This is a genomic window from Aggregatibacter sp. HMT-949, assembly GCF_041734645.1.
Classification (GTDB): domain Bacteria; phylum Pseudomonadota; class Gammaproteobacteria; order Enterobacterales; family Pasteurellaceae; genus Rodentibacter.
On the sequence record NZ_CP162010.1, the window covers coordinates 1312685 to 1331436 of the forward strand.

Annotated in this window: 18 protein-coding genes and 1 pseudogene; 5 read left to right on the top strand and 14 right to left on the bottom strand. The window is 42.9% G+C overall.

Translation table 11 applies throughout. The features are described 5' to 3' along the window. Positions 1–303: 303 nt before the first annotated feature. Together tesB and AB3F25_RS06075 are read left to right on the top strand one after the other, a co-directional pair. Positions 304–1164 carry an acyl-CoA thioesterase II gene (tesB, locus tag AB3F25_RS06070; RefSeq protein ID WP_373602977.1) on the top strand — a complete coding sequence of 287 codons (861 nt, stop codon included), beginning with the start codon at positions 304–306 and terminating at the stop codon, positions 1162–1164. A gap of 20 nt (positions 1165–1184) precedes the next feature. Then, the gene (locus AB3F25_RS06075) at positions 1185–2042 is read left to right on the top strand and encodes a ferritin-like domain-containing protein (protein ID WP_373602978.1); all 858 of its coding nucleotides are present in this window, start codon (positions 1185–1187) and stop codon (positions 2040–2042) included. Positions 2043–2227: 185 nt separating this feature from the next. On the opposite strand, the gene rpsO is transcribed toward AB3F25_RS06075, so the two are convergent. From rpsO to AB3F25_RS06135, 12 genes and pseudogenes are all read right to left on the bottom strand, one after another. Next, positions 2228–2497, bottom strand: a complete 270-nt coding sequence (rpsO, locus tag AB3F25_RS06080) for a 30S ribosomal protein S15 (protein ID WP_005628925.1) — start codon at positions 2495–2497, stop codon at positions 2228–2230. A 106-nt stretch (positions 2498–2603) separates the two neighbouring features. Continuing rightward, complete coding sequence (locus AB3F25_RS06085; RefSeq protein ID WP_373602979.1) at positions 2604–3323, bottom strand: substrate-binding domain-containing protein; 720 nt, start codon at positions 3321–3323, stop codon at positions 2604–2606. After that, on the bottom strand, positions 3323–4093 hold the full coding sequence (locus tag AB3F25_RS06090; RefSeq protein ID WP_373602980.1) for an ABC transporter ATP-binding protein: 771 nt from the start codon (positions 4091–4093) through the stop codon (positions 3323–3325). Before AB3F25_RS06090 ends, AB3F25_RS06085 begins: the two co-directional genes overlap by 1 nt. After that, positions 4086–5099 (bottom strand): molybdate ABC transporter permease MolB, encoded by a 1014-nt coding sequence (gene molB, locus AB3F25_RS06095; RefSeq protein ID WP_373602981.1) that lies wholly within the window; start codon positions 5097–5099, stop codon positions 4086–4088. Before molB ends, AB3F25_RS06090 begins: the two co-directional genes overlap by 8 nt. Further along, positions 5086–6141 (bottom strand): ABC transporter substrate-binding protein, encoded by a 1056-nt coding sequence (locus AB3F25_RS06100; RefSeq protein ID WP_373602982.1) that lies wholly within the window; start codon positions 6139–6141, stop codon positions 5086–5088. The genes molB and AB3F25_RS06100 overlap by 14 nt, the downstream gene beginning before the upstream one ends. Positions 6142–6208: 67 nt before the next feature. After that, positions 6209–7054, bottom strand: a complete 846-nt coding sequence (modD, locus tag AB3F25_RS06105; RefSeq protein ID WP_373602983.1) for a ModD protein — start codon at positions 7052–7054, stop codon at positions 6209–6211. Positions 7055–7063: 9 nt separating this feature from the next. Further along, positions 7064–7663, bottom strand: a complete 600-nt coding sequence (locus AB3F25_RS06110) for an ATP-binding cassette domain-containing protein (protein ID WP_373602984.1) — start codon at positions 7661–7663, stop codon at positions 7064–7066. After that, the gene (locus AB3F25_RS06115) at positions 7650–8462 is read right to left on the bottom strand and encodes an ABC transporter permease (RefSeq protein WP_373602985.1); all 813 of its coding nucleotides are present in this window, start codon (positions 8460–8462) and stop codon (positions 7650–7652) included. Before AB3F25_RS06115 ends, AB3F25_RS06110 begins: the two co-directional genes overlap by 14 nt. Beyond that, positions 8437–9173 (bottom strand): annotated as a pseudogene (modA, locus tag AB3F25_RS06120) (molybdate ABC transporter substrate-binding protein). The gene AB3F25_RS06115 and the pseudogene modA overlap by 26 nt, the downstream one beginning before the upstream one ends. A gap of 388 nt (positions 9174–9561) precedes the next feature. Next, on the bottom strand, positions 9562–10335 hold the full coding sequence (locus AB3F25_RS06125; protein WP_373602986.1) for a TIGR01619 family protein: 774 nt from the start codon (positions 10333–10335) through the stop codon (positions 9562–9564). Positions 10336–10344: 9 nt separating this feature from the next. Next, positions 10345–11148 (bottom strand): exodeoxyribonuclease III, encoded by an 804-nt coding sequence (gene xthA / locus AB3F25_RS06130; RefSeq protein WP_373602987.1) that lies wholly within the window; start codon positions 11146–11148, stop codon positions 10345–10347. Between the two features lie 32 nt (positions 11149–11180). Then, positions 11181–11861, bottom strand: a complete 681-nt coding sequence (locus tag AB3F25_RS06135) for a TIGR01621 family pseudouridine synthase (RefSeq protein WP_373602988.1) — start codon at positions 11859–11861, stop codon at positions 11181–11183. A gap of 13 nt (positions 11862–11874) precedes the next feature. On the opposite strand from AB3F25_RS06135, the gene cls reads away from it, so the two are divergent. Beyond that, positions 11875–13335, top strand: coding sequence for a cardiolipin synthase (cls, locus tag AB3F25_RS06140; protein WP_373602989.1), 1461 nt, complete (start codon positions 11875–11877; stop codon positions 13333–13335). Between the two features lie 36 nt (positions 13336–13371). Here cls and AB3F25_RS06145 read toward each other — a convergent pair whose 3' ends face one another. Continuing rightward, complete coding sequence (locus tag AB3F25_RS06145; protein WP_373602990.1) at positions 13372–14451, bottom strand: TIGR01620 family protein; 1080 nt, start codon at positions 14449–14451, stop codon at positions 13372–13374. A 68-nt stretch (positions 14452–14519) separates the two neighbouring features. Between AB3F25_RS06145 and AB3F25_RS06150 the strand changes: the two genes are divergently transcribed. Continuing rightward, positions 14520–15392, top strand: coding sequence for a VirK/YbjX family protein (locus AB3F25_RS06150; protein WP_373602991.1), 873 nt, complete (start codon positions 14520–14522; stop codon positions 15390–15392). Between the two features lie 149 nt (positions 15393–15541). On the opposite strand, the gene AB3F25_RS06155 is transcribed toward AB3F25_RS06150, so the two are convergent. Beyond that, positions 15542–16984, bottom strand: a complete 1443-nt coding sequence (locus AB3F25_RS06155; RefSeq protein WP_373602992.1) for a YcjX family protein — start codon at positions 16982–16984, stop codon at positions 15542–15544. 69 nt (positions 16985–17053) lie between these two features. Between AB3F25_RS06155 and AB3F25_RS06160 the strand changes: the two genes are divergently transcribed. Further along, positions 17054–18751, top strand: a complete 1698-nt coding sequence (locus AB3F25_RS06160; protein ID WP_373602993.1) for an ABC transporter substrate-binding protein — start codon at positions 17054–17056, stop codon at positions 18749–18751. Position 18752 lies beyond the last annotated feature (1 nt).

Below are 18752 nucleotides of genomic sequence, written 5' to 3' on the forward strand. Positions count from 1 at the left end.
AAATCCTACCCCAAATAAAAGTGCGGTACATTTTTAAAAAATTTTCGAAATTATGTCGCGATGACACAACGCTAAAATGACCTCACCAAACAGCACCGCATTGGAAGCCTCTTCAATGCGGTGCTATTTTTGGATGCGAATGCATATATCGCTCAGATGGTTTTTCCATTTGGTCACACCGAAAGTTTTTGAAAATATACCGCGCTTGTTATGCTCTCAGCATGCCAAAACATGCCATCATTTTGGCGCATCACTAAAATTCCGCTAAAATAACCCGCATTTTTTCTCCAATTAAGGAACGCCATGTCAAACACACTCAGCCATTTAATCGAATTGTTAAAATTAGAAAAAATCGACGATTTAATTTTCCGCGGCGCCAGCCAAGATTTAGGATTTCGCCAAGTTTTCGGCGGTCAAGTCGTCGCCCAAGCCTTATCCGCCGCCATGCAAGTAGCGCCGACGGAACGCATTTTGCATTCTTGTCATGCCTATTTTCTTGCGCCCGGCGACAGCCAATATCCGATTATTTACGATGTAGAAACTTTGCGCGAAGGCAGAAATTTCTCCGCCTTGCGCGTGAAAGCAATTCAGCATAAAAATCCGATTTGCCATGTAACGGCATCCTTCCAAATGCCGGAGGACGGCTTTGAGCATCAAAGTGTGATGCCTGATGTCGGGCAGCCGGAAAGTTTTATTGATGAAAATGCGATGCTGCAAAAAGTCGCACAAAGTTTGCCTTCGCCATTAAAAGAAAAATTTGCGGCGGAACGTCCTTACGAGATTCGCACCAAATATCTAAACAACCCGTTCAACGGCACCGCATTGCCGCCGCAACAATATTCGTGGTTTAAAACCCACGGCACGGCGCCTCTTGAACAAAAAATTCAGCAATGTTTACTTGCCTATTTTTCCGATTTTCACTGTATCTTAACTGCATTGCACCCGCACAAAAAAGGCTTCCTGCAGCAAGGTATGAAAGTGGCCACCATCGATCACAACATTTGGTTCCACCGCCCGTTCGATTTGAATCACTGGCATTTACACGCCATCGAAAGCAATAACGCCTTTGGTGGTCGCGGTTTGGCGCGCGGGCAAATTTTCTCGCAAGACGGCAAACTGATTGCCACTACGCAACAAGAAGGTTTAATTCGTTATCAATCATAATCGCCTTTTAAGGAAAAAATATGCAAACCGAATTTTGGCAAAAAGTCATGCAAGCCTTGCAGGAAACCGATCCGCAAAAGAAATGCGCATTAGTGAATACGCTTTACGACGATGTTTTGCCTACCATCAATTTAACCTGCCCCGACGATTTCCCCATTGTCGCGGCGCATGAAAATATTGCGGGCTTTCCCGCCAAACCGCATTTAGTCGCGCCGAAAGATGTGCCGAAACGCGCTTTTGCCACGACAGAAGGCTATGCCGCCACGCTGCACGCCATTGCCCATATCGAATTTAACGCGATCAATTTAGGTCTGGATGCCGCTTGGCGATTTGGACGCAATGCGCAAAACGAATTGGAAGACGGTATGATGTTCGTAAAAGATTGGTTACGCGTGGCACGTGAAGAAAGCACACATTTTGCCTTGGTGAACGAACACTTAAAAACCCTCGGTTATCAATACGGCGACTTTGAAGCGCACGCCGGGCTTTGGGAAATGGCGCAAGCCACTGCCCATGATATTTGGGAACGTATGGCATTGGTGCCGCGCGTATTAGAAGCGCGCGGGCTGGACGCCACGCCCATACTGCAAGAAAAAATCGCCCAACGAAAAGATTTCAATGCGGTGCGCATTTTGGATGTCATTTTGCGTGACGAAATCGGCCATGTGTACATCGGTAATCATTGGTATCACGCCCTTTCGGCCAAATGCGGACTCGACGCGATGCAATGTTTCACCGAACTTTTGCACAAATATCGCATTGTAATTTTTAAAGGCGTGATTAACACGGACGCACGAATTCAAGCGGGCTTCACCCAACACGAACTCGATTGGATTTATGAAGTGGAACAGACCTTAAAATCTTATATAAAAAAATAAAAGTCCTGATCTCAAAACAGCACCGCATTGAAACCGGCTCCGATGCGGTGCTGTTTTATGGGGTCATTTTAGTGTTGGGCGGCAATAGAACATCCTGCAAATGTCGAGCACGATTTTATTTTCCAAATAACAGACACAAAAAAGCCCTCGAATTTCGAGGGCTTGATTTTTTATCGTAATAAAAATTAACGACGTAAACCTAAACGAGCGATGGTGCTTTGGTATAAAGCCAGATCAGTGCGTTTTAAGTAGTCTAAAAGTTTACGACGACGAGAAACCATACGTAATAAACCACGGCGACCATGGTGGTCTTTTTTGTGCTCTGCAAAGTGAGCTTGTAAGTGGTTGATTTGTGCGGTTAATAATGCGATTTGAACTTCAGATGAACCGGTATCTTTCGCATCACGACCAAATTCAGCAACGATTGCTGCTTTTTTTTCAGTACTTAGAGACATGTTTTACTCCTAAAAGGTAGGGTTGTTGATACATCATTCGCCGATCTCTAACTCAGCGATGACAAGAGGCCCGCATTCTAGCGGTGAATACGCCCAAATGCAAGATTTATTCCGGTAAAAAGCCGTGATTTTGAATGACTTGTTTAGCTCGTTGTGAATGTAAAAGTTGGAAAAATTCGATCGCACTTTTTGTTGGATTTAATAAGGCACTGACATATTCCGCTTTCACCTCGAGTTCAGGCGGAAATTCATAGACTAAAAATTCGCCGGTTTTTGATTGAGTTTTATAATGTGCGTAGCCAATCATCATGTCCGCATAACCGTTCGATAATAAATAATGAGATGCGATTTGCCCCGCCGGCACAACACTTGGCTTATCGCCCCCCACCAACTGTAACGCCCGTTGTTTTAAAGATTCGCCTTGCGTTGGAAAAAGCGTTTCGATTTTGTCAAACAATTGCCAGGTGTAATCACCGCAAGGATCGCAAACCGGCGTAGAAGTAGCCAACCGCAAAGTACGGTCGAATAGTAGCTTGAAAACGGAGTTACGAAATAGCACCGCATTGGAGGTCGTTAAAACAAGCCGATTAAAGGCCGTTACAGCCTGTTGATAAAGCCTTTTGTTTCGCGCCAATATCTCTATGTTGTTACGATTGGCGCTGATAAATACATCGCAAGTTTCGCCTTGTTCGATACGTTGACGCAATAATCCGGCCGGCCCCAAAATCAGTTCAATTTTAACCGAATAAGTTTGTTTAAAAACTTCCGCCAATTCTTGCAACGCATACCGAAAACTGCCGGCGCTAAAAATTCGGATGGATTCCATCAAGGCTCCTGATTAAGCAAGGTTTTATACAAAGGCACAAAATGTGTAAAAGCGGATTGTTGATATTGTGCCGGCTGCTCTAACATCGGCAAATGAAAAAGTGCAGTTAAATTTTTGGTTGTTAACACCTTTTTCGTTTCACCAAATTGAATATTCTGTTTAATCATCAATAAGGTTTTATTTGCTACCGCGACGGCATGATTAGGTTGGTGCGTGGTAAAAGCGATGGTCATTTGTCGCGTTTTGACAAGATCTTTTAACAAAGTCAACACCACATCTTGATTGGCGAGATCCAGTGCCGATGTCGGTTCATCCAACAACATTAATTTGCATTCGGAAGCAATGGCGCGGGCAATTAAAATCAGCTGTCGCTGCCCGCCTGAAAGTGAAGCAAATTCACGATTTGCTAAATGACTCAAGTTCAAATAATCCAGCGCCTGCATAGCGATTTGGTAATCATGCAATTTTGGTTTGGCAAACGTATTAATGTGGGTAGAACGCCCCATCAGCACGATATCCAACACGGAATAAGCAAAAGGCGAAGAAAAAAATTGAGGTACAAAACCGATGGATTGATGCACCTCAATCTTGCCCTGAATCGGGCGATGAATACCAAGTAGCAAATCCAATAAGGTACTTTTGCCACAACCGTTTTGCCCTAAAATCGCGAGAATATCGCCTTGTTTCAGCGCAAAATTGAGTTGTTTAAACAGAAAGTTTTCTGCTTGGTAATAAAAGCCCAGATTTTCCACCAAAAGCGCGTTATTCATTCATGCCTCCGCGTTTTAGCTTATACACTAATACGCCAAACAACGGCGCACCGATAAGTGCGGTCAAAATACTGATTGGAATTTCGGCATCGGACAGCGAACGCGCAACATTGTCCACCAGCAACATATAAACCGCGCCGACAAGCATAGTGCAAGGCAATAAACGTTGATGATTGGCACCGACCAACATACGGCTAAGATGAGGAATAATGAGTCCGACCCAGCCAATACTGCCACTAATTGCCACCTGACACGCCACTAACGAACCGCTTAAAAAGATCACTAACCAACGTAATGGCGCCACTTTCACACCTAAAGCTTTGGCTTCTTTGTCGTCTAACGACAGTAAATTCAAGCGCCAGCTTAAGCCCAGCAAAATCGAGCTACACGCTAAAAACGGGACAAAGAAAAAAGTGAATTTTTCCCAGTTAGAGGTAGCAAAGCTGCCCATTAACCAAAACACAATGCTCGGCAATTTTTCTTCTGTGTCGGAAATGTATTGCAATAAACTAACGAGCGCAGAAAAAAGCCCGCTTAAAATCATACCGATGAGAATCAACATCAACAGGCTACGTTGATTAAATTTGAAACTAAATAGAAAAACTAAGGCAAGTGTGCCGAAGCCAAATAAAATCGTGGTAGCAAATAAGCCATACAAACTAAACCCGAAAAAAATCGCCAACGTACCACCAAAAGCAGAACCGGAGGTCACACCGATAATATGCGGATCGACCAATGGGTTACGAAAAATGCCTTGTAATACCACTCCACTCAACGCCAAACCGGCGCCCACGCAAAGTGCGGTGAAAATTCGAGGTAAACGCACTTGAAAAATCACTTGCTGTTGCACCGGGTCAATCTCAAGTGCGGTGGCTTTTGCCCACAGAATTTGTCCAATTTGTGATACAGACAAGGAATACCGCCCGATTCCCAAAGAAATCAAGGCGGTAATCACAAGCAATAAAGTTAAACCGATAAGGATTTTTGAATAGTTACTTAGCTGCATTGTCGGCTTTGTAAGACGTGCGGTAGAATTTTTGATAATAATCGTTCACCATTTTATCTAAATCTACGTCTTGGAAACGTTGCGGATAAAGGGCTTTTGCCAACCACACTTCACCCAATGCTAAGGCTTCCGGCATTGGATACCCCCAAGCTTTGGCGTATTCCGGCATCAATAAAACTTTTTTATCTTTTACCGCCTGAATATTCGCCCAGCCCTGATCATTCAAAATTTGCGGTACCACATCAGGATAACGATCCTGCACCAAAATTACCGCAGGATTCCATTCCAACACATTTTCCAAAGAAACCTGCTTGAAACCTTTGATGGTTGCTGCTGCGACGTTATAAGCGCCCGCGTGTTCTAACATGAGACCGGTATATTTGCCTGAACCATAAGTATTTAAATCCGGATTTGCCATATAAGTACGTACGCGTTTATCGGCAGGGATATCGCTTAGACGATCTGCCAATAATTTACGATTAGCAAAGGCAGCTTTCACTAATTCATCACCTTGTTGTTTTTTCTCAAACACTTCCGCGATCAGTTCAATGCCCTGTTTTAAGCCGTCATTATAGGCTTTATCTTCATCGCTTAAGGTTGGGTTAAGTTTGCCTTTTTCGCCCGCTTCGCCGGTACGCAACGAAATTGCTACTACCGGAATATTCACGTCAGTGATTTGTTTAATCATTTCCGGTGGTGCGTAGTTAGTCACAAACACGACATCCGGTTTTAATGCCAACAGGCTTTCAATATTTACGGAATTTAAATCACCCGGCATTGCCATTTTTTCTAATTCCGGCGCAAGACGAACATAATTTTTGCCTAGCTGTTTTTTCCAGTTAGAAAGCACGCCTACAACTTGTTTTGTAGCATCTAATTGTACGGCGATATTTAGAGTTTGGTGCTGCAATACCACCGCGCGATTAATGTGATCAGGAATGGTAACTTTGCGATCAAGTTGGTCGGTAATTACGCGATCAGCTAAAGCTGAAAAAGAAAGGGTGCCGAGTAAACCGGCAAGAATGAGTGATTTAAATTTCATTTTGATATCCTTCTTAAAAAAAGAAGCCTGCATTATACATTAAGTTATATAAAGCAAGAATATAATATTAGATTTTTTCGATTAGCACTTTAATATCCTCCGGTTGCGCATAGTAAGGCGCGGACGTGATGAATAAACGAATACCCAATTTTGCATAATCCGCCACATTGTTTTTATTCACGCCTCCTGCTACGGAAAGCAAAATACTTTTTTGTTGTAACTCAACTAATTCTAGTGCTTGTTTCACCTGTTCCGGCGACCACTTATCAAGCTGAATAATATCCGGCTCTGCTTCGATCATCTGTTCAAATTGTTGGAAATTATCCGCTTCCAGCGTAATTTTATTTTCCGGTGCTTCTCGGCGTAATGTTGCGACGATATGTTTCCAATCATTAGGATCAGAAAGTAAATTACGATGATTCGTAAATACTAAAAGAGTTTCACTAAGACCTTGGCGATGAATATGTCCCCCTGCAGCCAGCACCGCATTGGTGGCAAGTTTGCGTGTATTAGGGATACTTTTACGCGTACAAGCCACCACCGCATTTGGGTTAATGGCTTTTGCATTCACAATCATATCCGATGTATATTGAGCCACACCGCACGACCATTCCAGCACTAGCTGCACCACTTTCCAAGCTTGATGAAGTTTATCCGCCTGGCCCTCCGCACTTAATAGTAATGCACCAGTTTCAACCTGCTCCCCTTCTTTTACATATAAGTGCGGTTGAAGATTAAGCTTTTTTAGCAATTTCTCTGCTACAGAAATTCCAGCCACAATGCCGGCATTTTTGCGTTTAAACAGAATCTTTGCCGGCACGCTTTCAATGCCAAGAGCATGCGTAGTTAAATCGCCGCGATAAATATCTTCCAGTAAAAAATCATCTAATTCTTTGTCGGAAAAATAGATCATAATGCCTCCTTAAATTAATTGTCCTTGATGTAGCCGAATTTGTTTATCGGAAAAATAATCTGCTTCTCTCGGTTCATGAGTTACTAAAATTGTGGTGACTTGATAGCGTTGAATAAAATTTTTCAATACTTTCCAAATAGCTTCACGTGATTGCCAATCCAATGACGAAAAAGGTTCATCCAGTAATAACAAATCCGGCAAATGAATTAATGCTCTTGCCAAAGCTGCGCGTTGTTGCTCACCGCCGGAAAGCTGATGAGGGTAGCGTTTAATTAAATGTTCAATATGAAGTGCGGTCAATAATTGGCGTTTTTCTTCCATCGTTGCCTTGGAATTAGCCAAATTCAAATTACCATCTACCGTTTTGTGGGGAAATAAGTAAAGTCGCTGATTCAAATAACGACAATTTCGTTTCCAAGGTGGTAATAACGCCAAATTTTGTTCGTTTAATAAAATGGAACCGTCATAATCCGTGTAGCCGGCAATGGCATTGAGTAAAGTGGTTTTTCCACTTCCCGAGTGCCCAATTACGGCAAGACACTCGCCTTCTTCAAGCGAGAAAGAAATGTTTTTTAAAATACCTACTTGTAACTGTTCAATTTGCAACATCTTCATGTTTCCGATTCATTATTCTTAACACAAATAACAAACAGGCTGAAATAAACAACAACCATAATGATGCACCAATGGCAATTTCAAAATCACCACTAGCGATATTCAAATATACCGCCATTGGTAAAGTTTCTGTTTTAAATCGTGTGGCGCCGGCAAGCATTAAGGTTGCGCCAAACTCTCCGATAGCACGTGACCACGCCAAAATTGTACCGGCTAATAACGGTTTCCAACACATTGGTAATTCAATTTTTAATAGCGTTTGAAAAGGTGATAAACCTAAATTATAAGCGGCTAACCGATAGCCACCATCAAAGGCAGAAAATATTCCCTTCGCACTACGTAGTAGAATTGCACCGGCGATATAAGTTTGCGCAACAATAATGCCGACAGGACTAAAAACCCATTTTCCAATAGAAGGAATCAACTGGCTTAATATGCCCTGCGAATTAAACAATAATAGTAGGCTCAATCCTGTGACAAGCGGTGGCAATACCATCGGCAAATCAAGTAAAGTGTCAAAGATCTTTTGAAAAGGCAACTGCACTTGACTCATAACCCATGCGGAAGGAATGGCAATACACAATGCCAAAAATAGCGAAAGAATAGACGTACCTAAAGACATCCATAAAGCAAAATGCAATTCAGGATCGAACAACACTTTTCGGAAAAAATAGGCATCCAATTTCATGATTAAAGAAAGCACTGTTCCTACCACGATCAACAACAAAATAAACAAAGGAATCAGTGCCAGCTTTAAACTTAGACTTTTATTTAATAGGTAAAAAGCCTTCATCGGTAAAATACTTCACGCCTTGTGGAGATTTAAAGAAATCCAATAGTTGCTGGGCTTCTTTAGGAGATTTTGAAGAAGAAAGCAAACCAATTGTTACCTTTTCTTCCGGTGTGCCTTTAGGATTTTCCAATAATATGACTTTGTCTCGTACTTTCCACGCGCCGGAGCGTCCTACCACTGCGGCATCCACATCACCATTAAGCAAATACAGCATTAATTGCTTCACTGTTGCAGCTTTCACCACGACTTTTTCATTTAGTTGTTGTCCATAGCCTGAAAGCTCAAACATTTTCTCCGCGCCTTTGCCAAGCGCCATCGCTTTGCTATCACCGATACCTAAACGAAGTGAACTTTCCGCTAAAGCTTTAAAGGAATCAATACCTTGCGCTTTATCTTTACGTACCGCTAAAACCGGAATATGTAACACAATATGTCCAACATCTTTCACATCATTAGTTTTTTGTAATTTTTCGACGTAATCTTCAGAACCCGATAAAAAAAGATCGCCGGTTTTTACCGTGTTATAACGTGCCAAAATTTGCCGGACCCGCCATATTCTACCGTCACTTTATTGCCGGTTTCTTGTTCAAATTGATGAATAATTTTTTCCACCGGATCTTTTAATCCGGCTCCGGCATAAAGATATAAATCCGCAGCTTGCGCTGAAAATGCCGCAAACGTCAATGTTGTTAAAATTGCTAGTTTTTTCATCTTTCTTCCTTTTTTAAGAGATGGTTATATAGAGTCCAATATAATGAACGATTTAATAATTTTATTCAATTTCATTCTGTAGCTTTTACTAGGCGCAAAATAAACAGAATTAAAAATCCAAGTCTGTTAGGAATTCGGCAAATTTATATGTTGAAGCAATATCATGGCAAAAATTACAACGTGCAGAATTTTTATCGTAAAAGTGGAGGTATGGAATTGAATAAACTTACGTTTACACTGAACAACGATGCCCAGACAAATACAATGCTCAAAAGAATTTTAAATGATAAAAATAGCACCGCATTGGAACTGACTCCAATGCGGTGCTATTTTATGAGAGTAATTTTTCTGCTTGTACATTTCTACACCACATCATTTTTGCCTTCAATTAATTTAACTGCTTACTTTCTCCCATTAAATCATCACATTCCCAGCCGATATACTCGCCCATAAATCGATTCGCCAATTTTTCAAATCTTTCCACTTGTTCGAAAATTTCACCGTTATCAAGAGAAATCTCCTGCTCAAGTTTCACTAAATAATAAAAGTCGCCTTCTTCGTCAAATTGAACCGGTTGCACGGAATATTGTAACGTGGTGAAAAAATAATCGCCTAAACTCAACTCATCCATAAAAGGCAACATGTCTTCTTCGTCATTAAAATGAAAACTGTGTTCCACCGTATAAGTCTGGCTTAAATCGCATCCTTTACTTTGCAACAGCCCCAGCAACTCCTCGGTGGCGTTTATTTTCACTTCTAACGGCGAGGCCAACAGAAAATCGAAATAAATATCCCAATTCGGATCATCTTGTACGTTTATTTCTTCCACAAAATCGATTTGCGACAAAGTTTCCAGCACAATTTCCGGTCGTTCGCAGTAAAAATGCATTTTGACCTGGCCGTTACAAATAAAATGCCCGGCAAAAAATACCTGCGGAAGCGCACTCAATTGCGCAAGCAATTTAAATATACGATGAATCAACAGATCATATTCCCTTGCCGATGGCATCCCTGTTTCGTCGCGTTCATAAAAAAGCGCAAATTGTACGATTTTATTACAATTGTTGTCGCGAAATTGTTCAACGTTTTCAATATTTGCGGTAAACACGGCAGGCATACCGTTCACGCTCGAACGATAATTCTGCCAATTAGCCATATCCATTTGATTTTCCTATTTAAATTCCGCCCAAATCGGTGCGTGATCGGAAGGTTTCTCCAATGCGCGAATGTCTAACGCAATGCCTGCGTCCACGCAATGTTGCGCTAATTGATGGTTCACTAAAATGTGGTCAATACGTAAGCCGCGGTTGTCGTCAAAACCTTTTGAGCGGTAATCGAACCACGAAAATTTGTCGTTTGATGTCGGATTGAGTTTGCGAAAACTGTCTTCCAAACCGTAATCGTACAAACGCTGATACCATTCACGTTCTTCCGGTAAGAACGAACATTTGCCGGTACGTAACCAACGTTTGCGATTTTCTTCGCCGATGCCGATATCCAAATCGCTCGGGCTGATATTCATATCGCCCATAATAAGAATCGGATTTGATTTATCGTGATCTTTCTCTAAATAACGTTGAAGATCGGCGTAAAATTTTTCTTTTGCCGGAAATTTCGTTTCATGTGCCCGACTTTCGCCCTGTGGGAAATAACCGTTAATCACCGTAAGCAATCCGAATTTCGTTTCAAAATCAGCCATAATGATACGTTTTTGGGCGTCTTCGCCGTCTGTCGGAAAACCTCGACGTACTGCTTTCGGCGCTTGTTTGGTCAGCAACGCTACGCCGTAATGGCCTTTTTGACCGTGATGGAACACGTGATATCCCAAGTTTTCCGTGATGTCATAAGGAAATTGTTCGTCCGCCACTTTAATTTCCTGCAAACCGATAACATCCGGTCGGTATTTTTCAATAATCGCTTCAAGTTGATGCGGACGAGCTCGTAACCCATTAATATTAAAAGAAATAAATTTCATTAGTGTTCCTATTAAGAAAAAAATCTTGGCTATTATACAGAGATTTGCGCGTTTCCTAAAAACGGCTTTTCGGCCATTTTGGCCAGAACGCTTGCTTTCCGCCACCATGCTCCCTCTTGCGGCGCAGCAAACACATCAAATGTTTCGCCGTTAAATTCGAATTGCAGACGAGCCGCGTGCAAATAAGTCCGATCAAACGCCGAGTCATTTTTACCGTAAAGCACATCGCCTAAAATCGGGCTGCCGAGGCTTTTCATGGCGACGCGTAATTGGTGAGTTTTACCGGTTTTCGGTTGCAAAACAAATAAACGCAAATTTGCTTCACAACTGACCGACTGAAATCGCGTAATCGCCGGGTTTTCGCGACCTTGGCACAATTTCCATGCGCCATTTCTGACTTTTCGCATATCACCGATAATGAGACCTTCCTTCTTTTTCGGCTTTTGCCCACTTAAGGCGAGGTAAGTTTTTTCAATGCGGTGCTCTGCGAACAGTCGGGAAAGTGCCGCCGCGCTTTCGGCATTGAGGGCGAGGAGCAACAAGCCCGATGTCACTTTATCCAAGCGATGCACCAACCATACCTGCGCGACTCCCAGCTGCCGCGCAATAAGCTCGGTGAGTCCGACCTCAGCCCCGTCTTTATGCACGCTCATGCCACAAGGCTTGTAAATGATGATAAAATCGCGTCGTTTTAAAAGAATTTCAAATGTCATAAGTTAAATTTTAATGAATCTTGAGCATATTATACTGGTTTATATCATCCCCATGTTGGCTTGGCTAACCATTATCTCGGTCACCCTGCGTCTCTTAGTGAAAAAACAGTCTTCCTCCGCCACCCTTTCTTGGCTAATGCTGATTTATCTTGTGCCGGTGATCGGCGTGTTAGCCTATTTAATTTTCGGCGAAATAAAACTCGGCAGCACACGCGCCGACGCCTTTCGTCGCTTGCATCCGAAATATCGCGCCTGGCTGGCACATTTATCCGAGCAAACCGATTTAATCAGTATGCCGAAAAACCTGCGATATCGACCGCTCTTCGATCTTAATTATCGTCGTTTGGGCATTCCTTGTATTCGCGGCAACGAGCTACATATTCTCGACACGGCAGAAAACATCATGCAGAGCATTATCGAGGATATTCGGCAAGCGCGGCATTCTATCAATATGGTATTTTATATTTGGTCGAATCAAGGCATGGTGGAAAATATCGCGCAAACCTTGCTTGAAGCGCAACAACGAGGAGTGAACATTCGTATTTTGCTTGATTCTGTGGGCAGTCGTCCGTTTTTGAAAAGCAAAGCCTGTCGTGAGCTGCGCGCACAAGGCATCGAAATTGTGGAAACCTTGCACGTTAATCCGTTTCGAATGTTTTTTAGCCGCATCGACTTGCGTCAACATCGCAAAATTATCGTTATCGATAATCAAATTTCCTACACCGGCAGCATGAATATGGTCGATCCGGCGTTTTTCAAGCAAGACCGCCACGTGGGAAATTGGGTGGATGTGATGGTGCGCGTAAACGGCGCGGTGTCTGCCGTGTTAAACAGTTTGCATGCGTGGGACTGGGAAATCGAAACGGGTGTAGAACTGCCGCTGCAGTTGCCGAATTGTCCACTTGTATCGATTGACGACAATGACACCCATTCAGTGCAAGTCATCGCCACCGGCCCTGCGTTTCCGGACGATCTCGCGCCACAAAGTTTAGCGCTGGCAATTTATGCCGCACGCGAAAGTATCACAATTACATCGCCTTATTTCGTGCCAAGCCACAGCATCGCCGAAGCCTTACGTATCGCAGCGTTACGCGGCGTAAAAGTTTCCTTGGTACTGCCAAAGAAAAACGATTCCTTAATGGTCGGCTGGGCAAGTCGTACGTTTTTTGACGATTTACTTTCCGCCGGCGTAGAAATCTACGAATTTGAAGCGGGATTGTTGCACACCAAAAGCGTGTTAATCGACAACAAGCTCTCACTCATCGGCACCATGAACATGGATTTGCGCAGTTTCTTCTTAAATTTCGAACTGGCCCTTGCAGTTGAAGATCGCGCGTTTGCTAACGAAGTAGCGATTTTGCACGAAAGTTACATTGCCAATTCGGAATTGCTCGACAAACAAAAATGGTTCGTCCGCCCATTTTATTATCGCATTATCGAACGCTTGTTCTTTTTGTTCAGTCCGTTGTTGTAATAACAAAAATGCGCGTTATCTAACGCGCATTTTCTTTTACACCACTTCTTTTTCCTTCACTTTCTTATTTAGCACCGCATCTTTAACCGTGGTGAGCAGTTCTTTTTGAATATGAGAAAGTTTTGGTTTTTCATTTTGTTGAAAAGCAAGCGGACGACAAAATTCCATGGCTTTCACGCCAAGCCGCGCGGTTAATAGACCGACGCCAATTCCCTGCGCCGCACGTGCTGAAAGTTTGGCAGTGAGATCTTGTGAAAGCCAATCCAGTCCGACATCCTGCACCATTTCGGTTACACCTGCAAAAGCGATATTCAGCAACACCATGCGCAACAACCGAATGCGGTTCCAATAGCCAAGTTCGATGCCATAAATCTCGGCGATGTTATTGATCAAACGCAAATTGCGCCACGCCACAAAAAATATATCCACCAAGGCTAACGGGCTAATCGCCACCACCACGGCAGATTCTGCCGCCATTTTGCCAATCAATTTTTTCGCTTTAGCATCAAACGGTTTAAGCACATTTCGGCTAAACAGTTGCGCCACTTCTTGTGCGGTATAGGCGTCATCGAGCTGATTTTGCCATTGCACAACGGTGGGCGATTGATTATCTAACTGCAACGCTTCCACCATCGCTAAACAAAGTGCTTTACCTTGTTCGCCGTCTTGATATTCGAAGGGGCGATCCGGCACCGCATTGAAGCCCGCTATATCGGCATCAGAGCGCCATAGTAAGCGGCTTTGTTGCTGCAACCGTTCGCGTTTTTTCAGGCGCACTAAACGACGCCATTCGCCGAAGATTTCTTTGATAGCGAATAACACGATGACAAGACTTACCAACGAAAATGCCAAATAAATCCATTGCTGATTTTGCCAACTGTCCCAAATCCACTGCACCGATTGCGCCAATGTCGCCGTACCGAACAAAAGTGCGGTTAGTTTCAGCAAGGTTTTCCAAATGCCGGATTGCGGCGTTATTGAACGCTCGAATTGGTCGTCAAGCGAGTCGCCTTCTAAGGTTTCATCGGGAATAATTTCCACATGAGTAAATTGTTGTTTCGGGCGAAAGGTTTCCGCCTCGATTTCATTATTCTGATTGAAAATTTGCTTTTCCATTATAAAATACGCCCTGTTTTTTATTTCTGTTCGCACTATGCGATAACCAATCAAACTAAAATAACCCAATGACTAACATTTCCTTTCCGACTTACGCGCAAATGTATCCTTATTCCAAAGACCGCCCTTTAGCGAAACAATTGCGCGAGAAGCTTCGTTACTATGCGTACCGTTTTCTTCACCAAAAACAATGTGATCAACTGATTGAATTTTTAAATCAAAAAAATCAATGGAAGTTACTTTTTACGCGAGATTATTATCGTTTCAATCCCTTATTGAGCACTTATTGCGACAAACGTTTTTCTGCTCAGCAACGATTCGAGGCGATTACGCAAAATCTGAATATTGCAGAGCAAAAATTGGGTTTGAGCTTATGCGAGCGATTGCTTAAAGAACAAGTAATTTTAATCAGCCGATTAAGTAACGATCTTACGCTGAATTTAAGCATTAATGAAATCGATCCTTTCGAGGGCTACTTCGCCATCAACATTCGAAATCAAAAAGACGAGCGCATTTATGATGCCTCTTTTACTTTCTTGGCGCCGAATCAATTACTTATCGCGTCCATGCAAGGCCCGCGCCACGGCAATACGCAAGAATTGGTGAAACAAGCTACCAAAGATTTACACGGCGTGCGCCCGATGTTTATGCTAATGAATGTATTTCGCGAACTGGCAAAACATTGGCAATGCGAGTTAGTCGGTATTCCGCATAAATCGCAAGGCAAATATCGGCTTTCCGCACGCAGTAAGATTTTGTTTGATTACGACGAATTCTGGCAAGAAAATCAAGGCGTTTACCACGCGCCTTATTGGCAACTGCCACTGGAAATCGAACGCAAACCGCTCGAAGATATCGTCAGCAAAAAACGTTCCATGTATCGCAAACGTTATGAAATGCTGGATTCCTTAGCGAACGATATTCGGCAACGTCTAAGTTAATTCCCGCCGCTTCCGTTTACAAGCATTGCCATCGTTGCGATAAGGCAAAATTACACGATCAAATTAGCACCGCATTGAAACCCCGTTGTTCGGTGCCTTGCTCTATACTTGGAGTAAGGCAATGACGAACTTGCCAAAATTATCATCGCTTACTCAAATCGATCGCCTAGCAAAAACTGCAACACCGCATCTATCCGTAGATGTGGAATTACGTCGCCTTGTTCAAGCGGTTGCGGCTCAAAATGATCAAATTCAAAATGCACGCCCGTCCCGTTTTCACCGCCAAAATTTGCACGTTTTTGCCAAAATTCTTGATTTGGCAATTTGCTTGGCACGCTGCCCGGATAAAGAGTAATGAGCTGCTTATCTTTCGAACGTACACCTTGAATCGCCTTAATTTGTTTGCCGTTTTGATTCACAATGACTTGTTTGGTGGCACGAATAGCGGCGATGGCGACATATTCCGTATCAATGCCTGCAAATTCCGCATGGCGACCGCCCTCTTGCACTAATTGGCGCATCAAACTGACTAAATTCGGCATTTGATCGCTCGTGATATGATCCGCTTTAGTGGCGATAAACATCAATTTATCAATGCGCGGGGAAAATAAACGGGTCAAAAAATTGCGGCTACCGTAATGGAAATTTTTAAACAGCCCGTTCAGCCCGGCTTGCATATCTAAAAATGCTTGTCGGCCGTGATTCAACGGCGTTAAGCAATCCGCCAAAATCACTTGGCGATCAAATGTGGAAAAATACTGCTCATAGAAACCTTTCACGACTTTATTGCGATAATAATCGTAACGTTTAGTCAAGAGTGCAAAATAACTGTTTGATTTGGCATCTTTTTTCAATCTTTTCCAGTCAGCTTCCGACACATGTACCAATGGGAAAAATTGCAACGCCGGCGCGCCTTCCAATTCTCCCGGCAAAACAAAACGTCCCGGCTGAATAAATTGCATGCCTTGCTCTTTGCATTGATGGAGATAATCGGTATAACTTTTGGCGAGTTTGGCTAAAACATCTTCATTCGCAACCGCATTGAGATCCAATTTTTTGAGCGCCGCCAACCAAGGTTGCGCTAATTCCGCCCGTACGCCCTGTGTAATTTGATGCTGTTCCAGCGACCATTGTTGGAAATCCAAATTAAGCAACGGTAAATCCAACAACCATTCGCCCGGATAATCAAAAATATCCAAATAAAGCGTGCCGCGCTCTTTCACATGACGCAGCAAACCGGATTGACGCTGAAAACGGATTGCTAAACGGGTTTCACTCACACCTCGTGTGGAGCGGCACCAATGCGGTGGCCGTTGGAGCAGATCGTTTAAATTAGCCTCATAATCAAAACGCGGTACGCTAAAATCATTCTGTGGCACACGTTTTACCGCCAAAATCGAACCGTTGCGCGCCGCTTCGAATAATGGCAAATGATTTGGTGAAGTTTGATTAACGGATAACAGTTGATTGATCAAGCTGGTAATAAATGCGGTTTTTCCACTACGGCTTAAACCGGTTACCGCCAAGCGTAAGTTGCGGTCAAACCCGCGGTTAATGATTTGATTGAGTTCTTTTTGGAGGGTGTTAAGCATTCAATAACCTAGCCATTTTTACTAATATACCTTACAATTTGCGGCATAATTTATCATAACCCACTCATTATGTTGCGCCTAAACCTGACATTTCTTTGTTTCCTGTTAAATACGAGCTTGTTATCGCAAGTTCAAGCAGCGCCGCGCGTACCGCAAAGTTTAACGGAAAACGGACTGATTTATTGCACCAATGCGTCGGGTTTTTCTTTTAATCCGCAAACGGCGGATGCCGGCACCAGTATGAATGTGGTGACGGAGCAAATTTATAACAAATTATTTGAAATTAAAAATCATAGTGCGACGGTGACGCCTTCTTTAGCGACGTCCTATTCAATTTCCGACGATGGCAAAACGATTTTAATTAATTTACGCAAAGGCGTGAAATTTCACCACACCCCATGGTTTACGCCGACGCGTGATTTTAATGCGGAAGATGTGGTGTTTTCTATTAATCGTGTACTCGGGCACGACACTTACCTGCCAATTTTGAATCAAGATAATCCGACGCATGATAAAAATCCACAATATCGCGTATTCCATGAACAAGCGAAAAAAGTGCGTTTTCCGTATTTCGACAGCATCAAATTAAACCAAAAAATTAAATCTGTCAGTGCGGTGAATCCTTATTTAGTCAAGATTGAATTATTTGAGCCGGATTCCTCAATTTTGTCCCATCTTGCCAGCCAATACGCCATTATTTTTTCACAAGAATATACCTATCAATTAAGCGCCGATGATAACCTTGCCCAATTAGATACACATCCCGTCGGCACGGGGCCTTATCAAGTACAGGATTATGTTTATAACCAATATGTGCGTTTATTACGCAACGACAATTACTGGAACAAAGACGCAAAAATCCAGCATATCGTAGTGGATCTTTCCTCTGATAGAACCGGACGCCTCGTTAAATTTTTCAATAATGAATGCCAAATCGCCGCTTATCCGGAAGTGAGTCAACTTGGCCTGTTGCACGATAATGACGAACGCTATTATCTACAATCGGCGGACGGCATGAATTTGTCTTATTTGGCGTTTAACTTTAATAAACCATTGATGCAAGACGTACAGATTCGTCAAGCAATTTCCCGAAGCATTAACCGCGCACGTATTGTACGTAACATTTATCACAACACTGCAACGGTGGCTAATAACATCATCCCGAACGTCTCTTGGGCGTCCGGTGTAAACACACCGGAATTTGATTTTGATTACTCGCCGAAACAAGCAAAAAAAATATTGCAAGATAAAAAATTGCATTTAACTATGTGGGTACTCAATGAAGAGCAAATGTATAACCCATCGCCGCTTAAAACGGCAGAATTGATTAAATGGGATTTAGCGCAAGCGGGTGTGGAAGTAAAAGTTCGCTCGGTTACTCGCACATTTCTGTTAGAACAACTCAATCACGCGACGGAAGATTACGATATGATCCTTACCGGTTGGTTGGCCGGAAACCTTGATCCGGACGGTTTTATGCGCCCAATTTTAAGTTGCGATACGAAAAATGAAGTGGCTAATTTATCTAACTGGTGCAATCCGAAGTTTAATGAGCTGATGGATAACGCGCTCACCAGCACCGCATTGAGCGACCGCGCCAAAGATTACAATGCGGCACAGGATTTAGTGTTAAATGAATTACCGATCATACCGATTGCGAACGTCAAGCGTTTTTTAGTGGCAAGCAGCAAAGTGAAAGGCGTACAAGTAACTCCGTTCGGCAGCATGAACTTCTCGACGCTTTACTTTACCAAGGAGAAAAAATAAT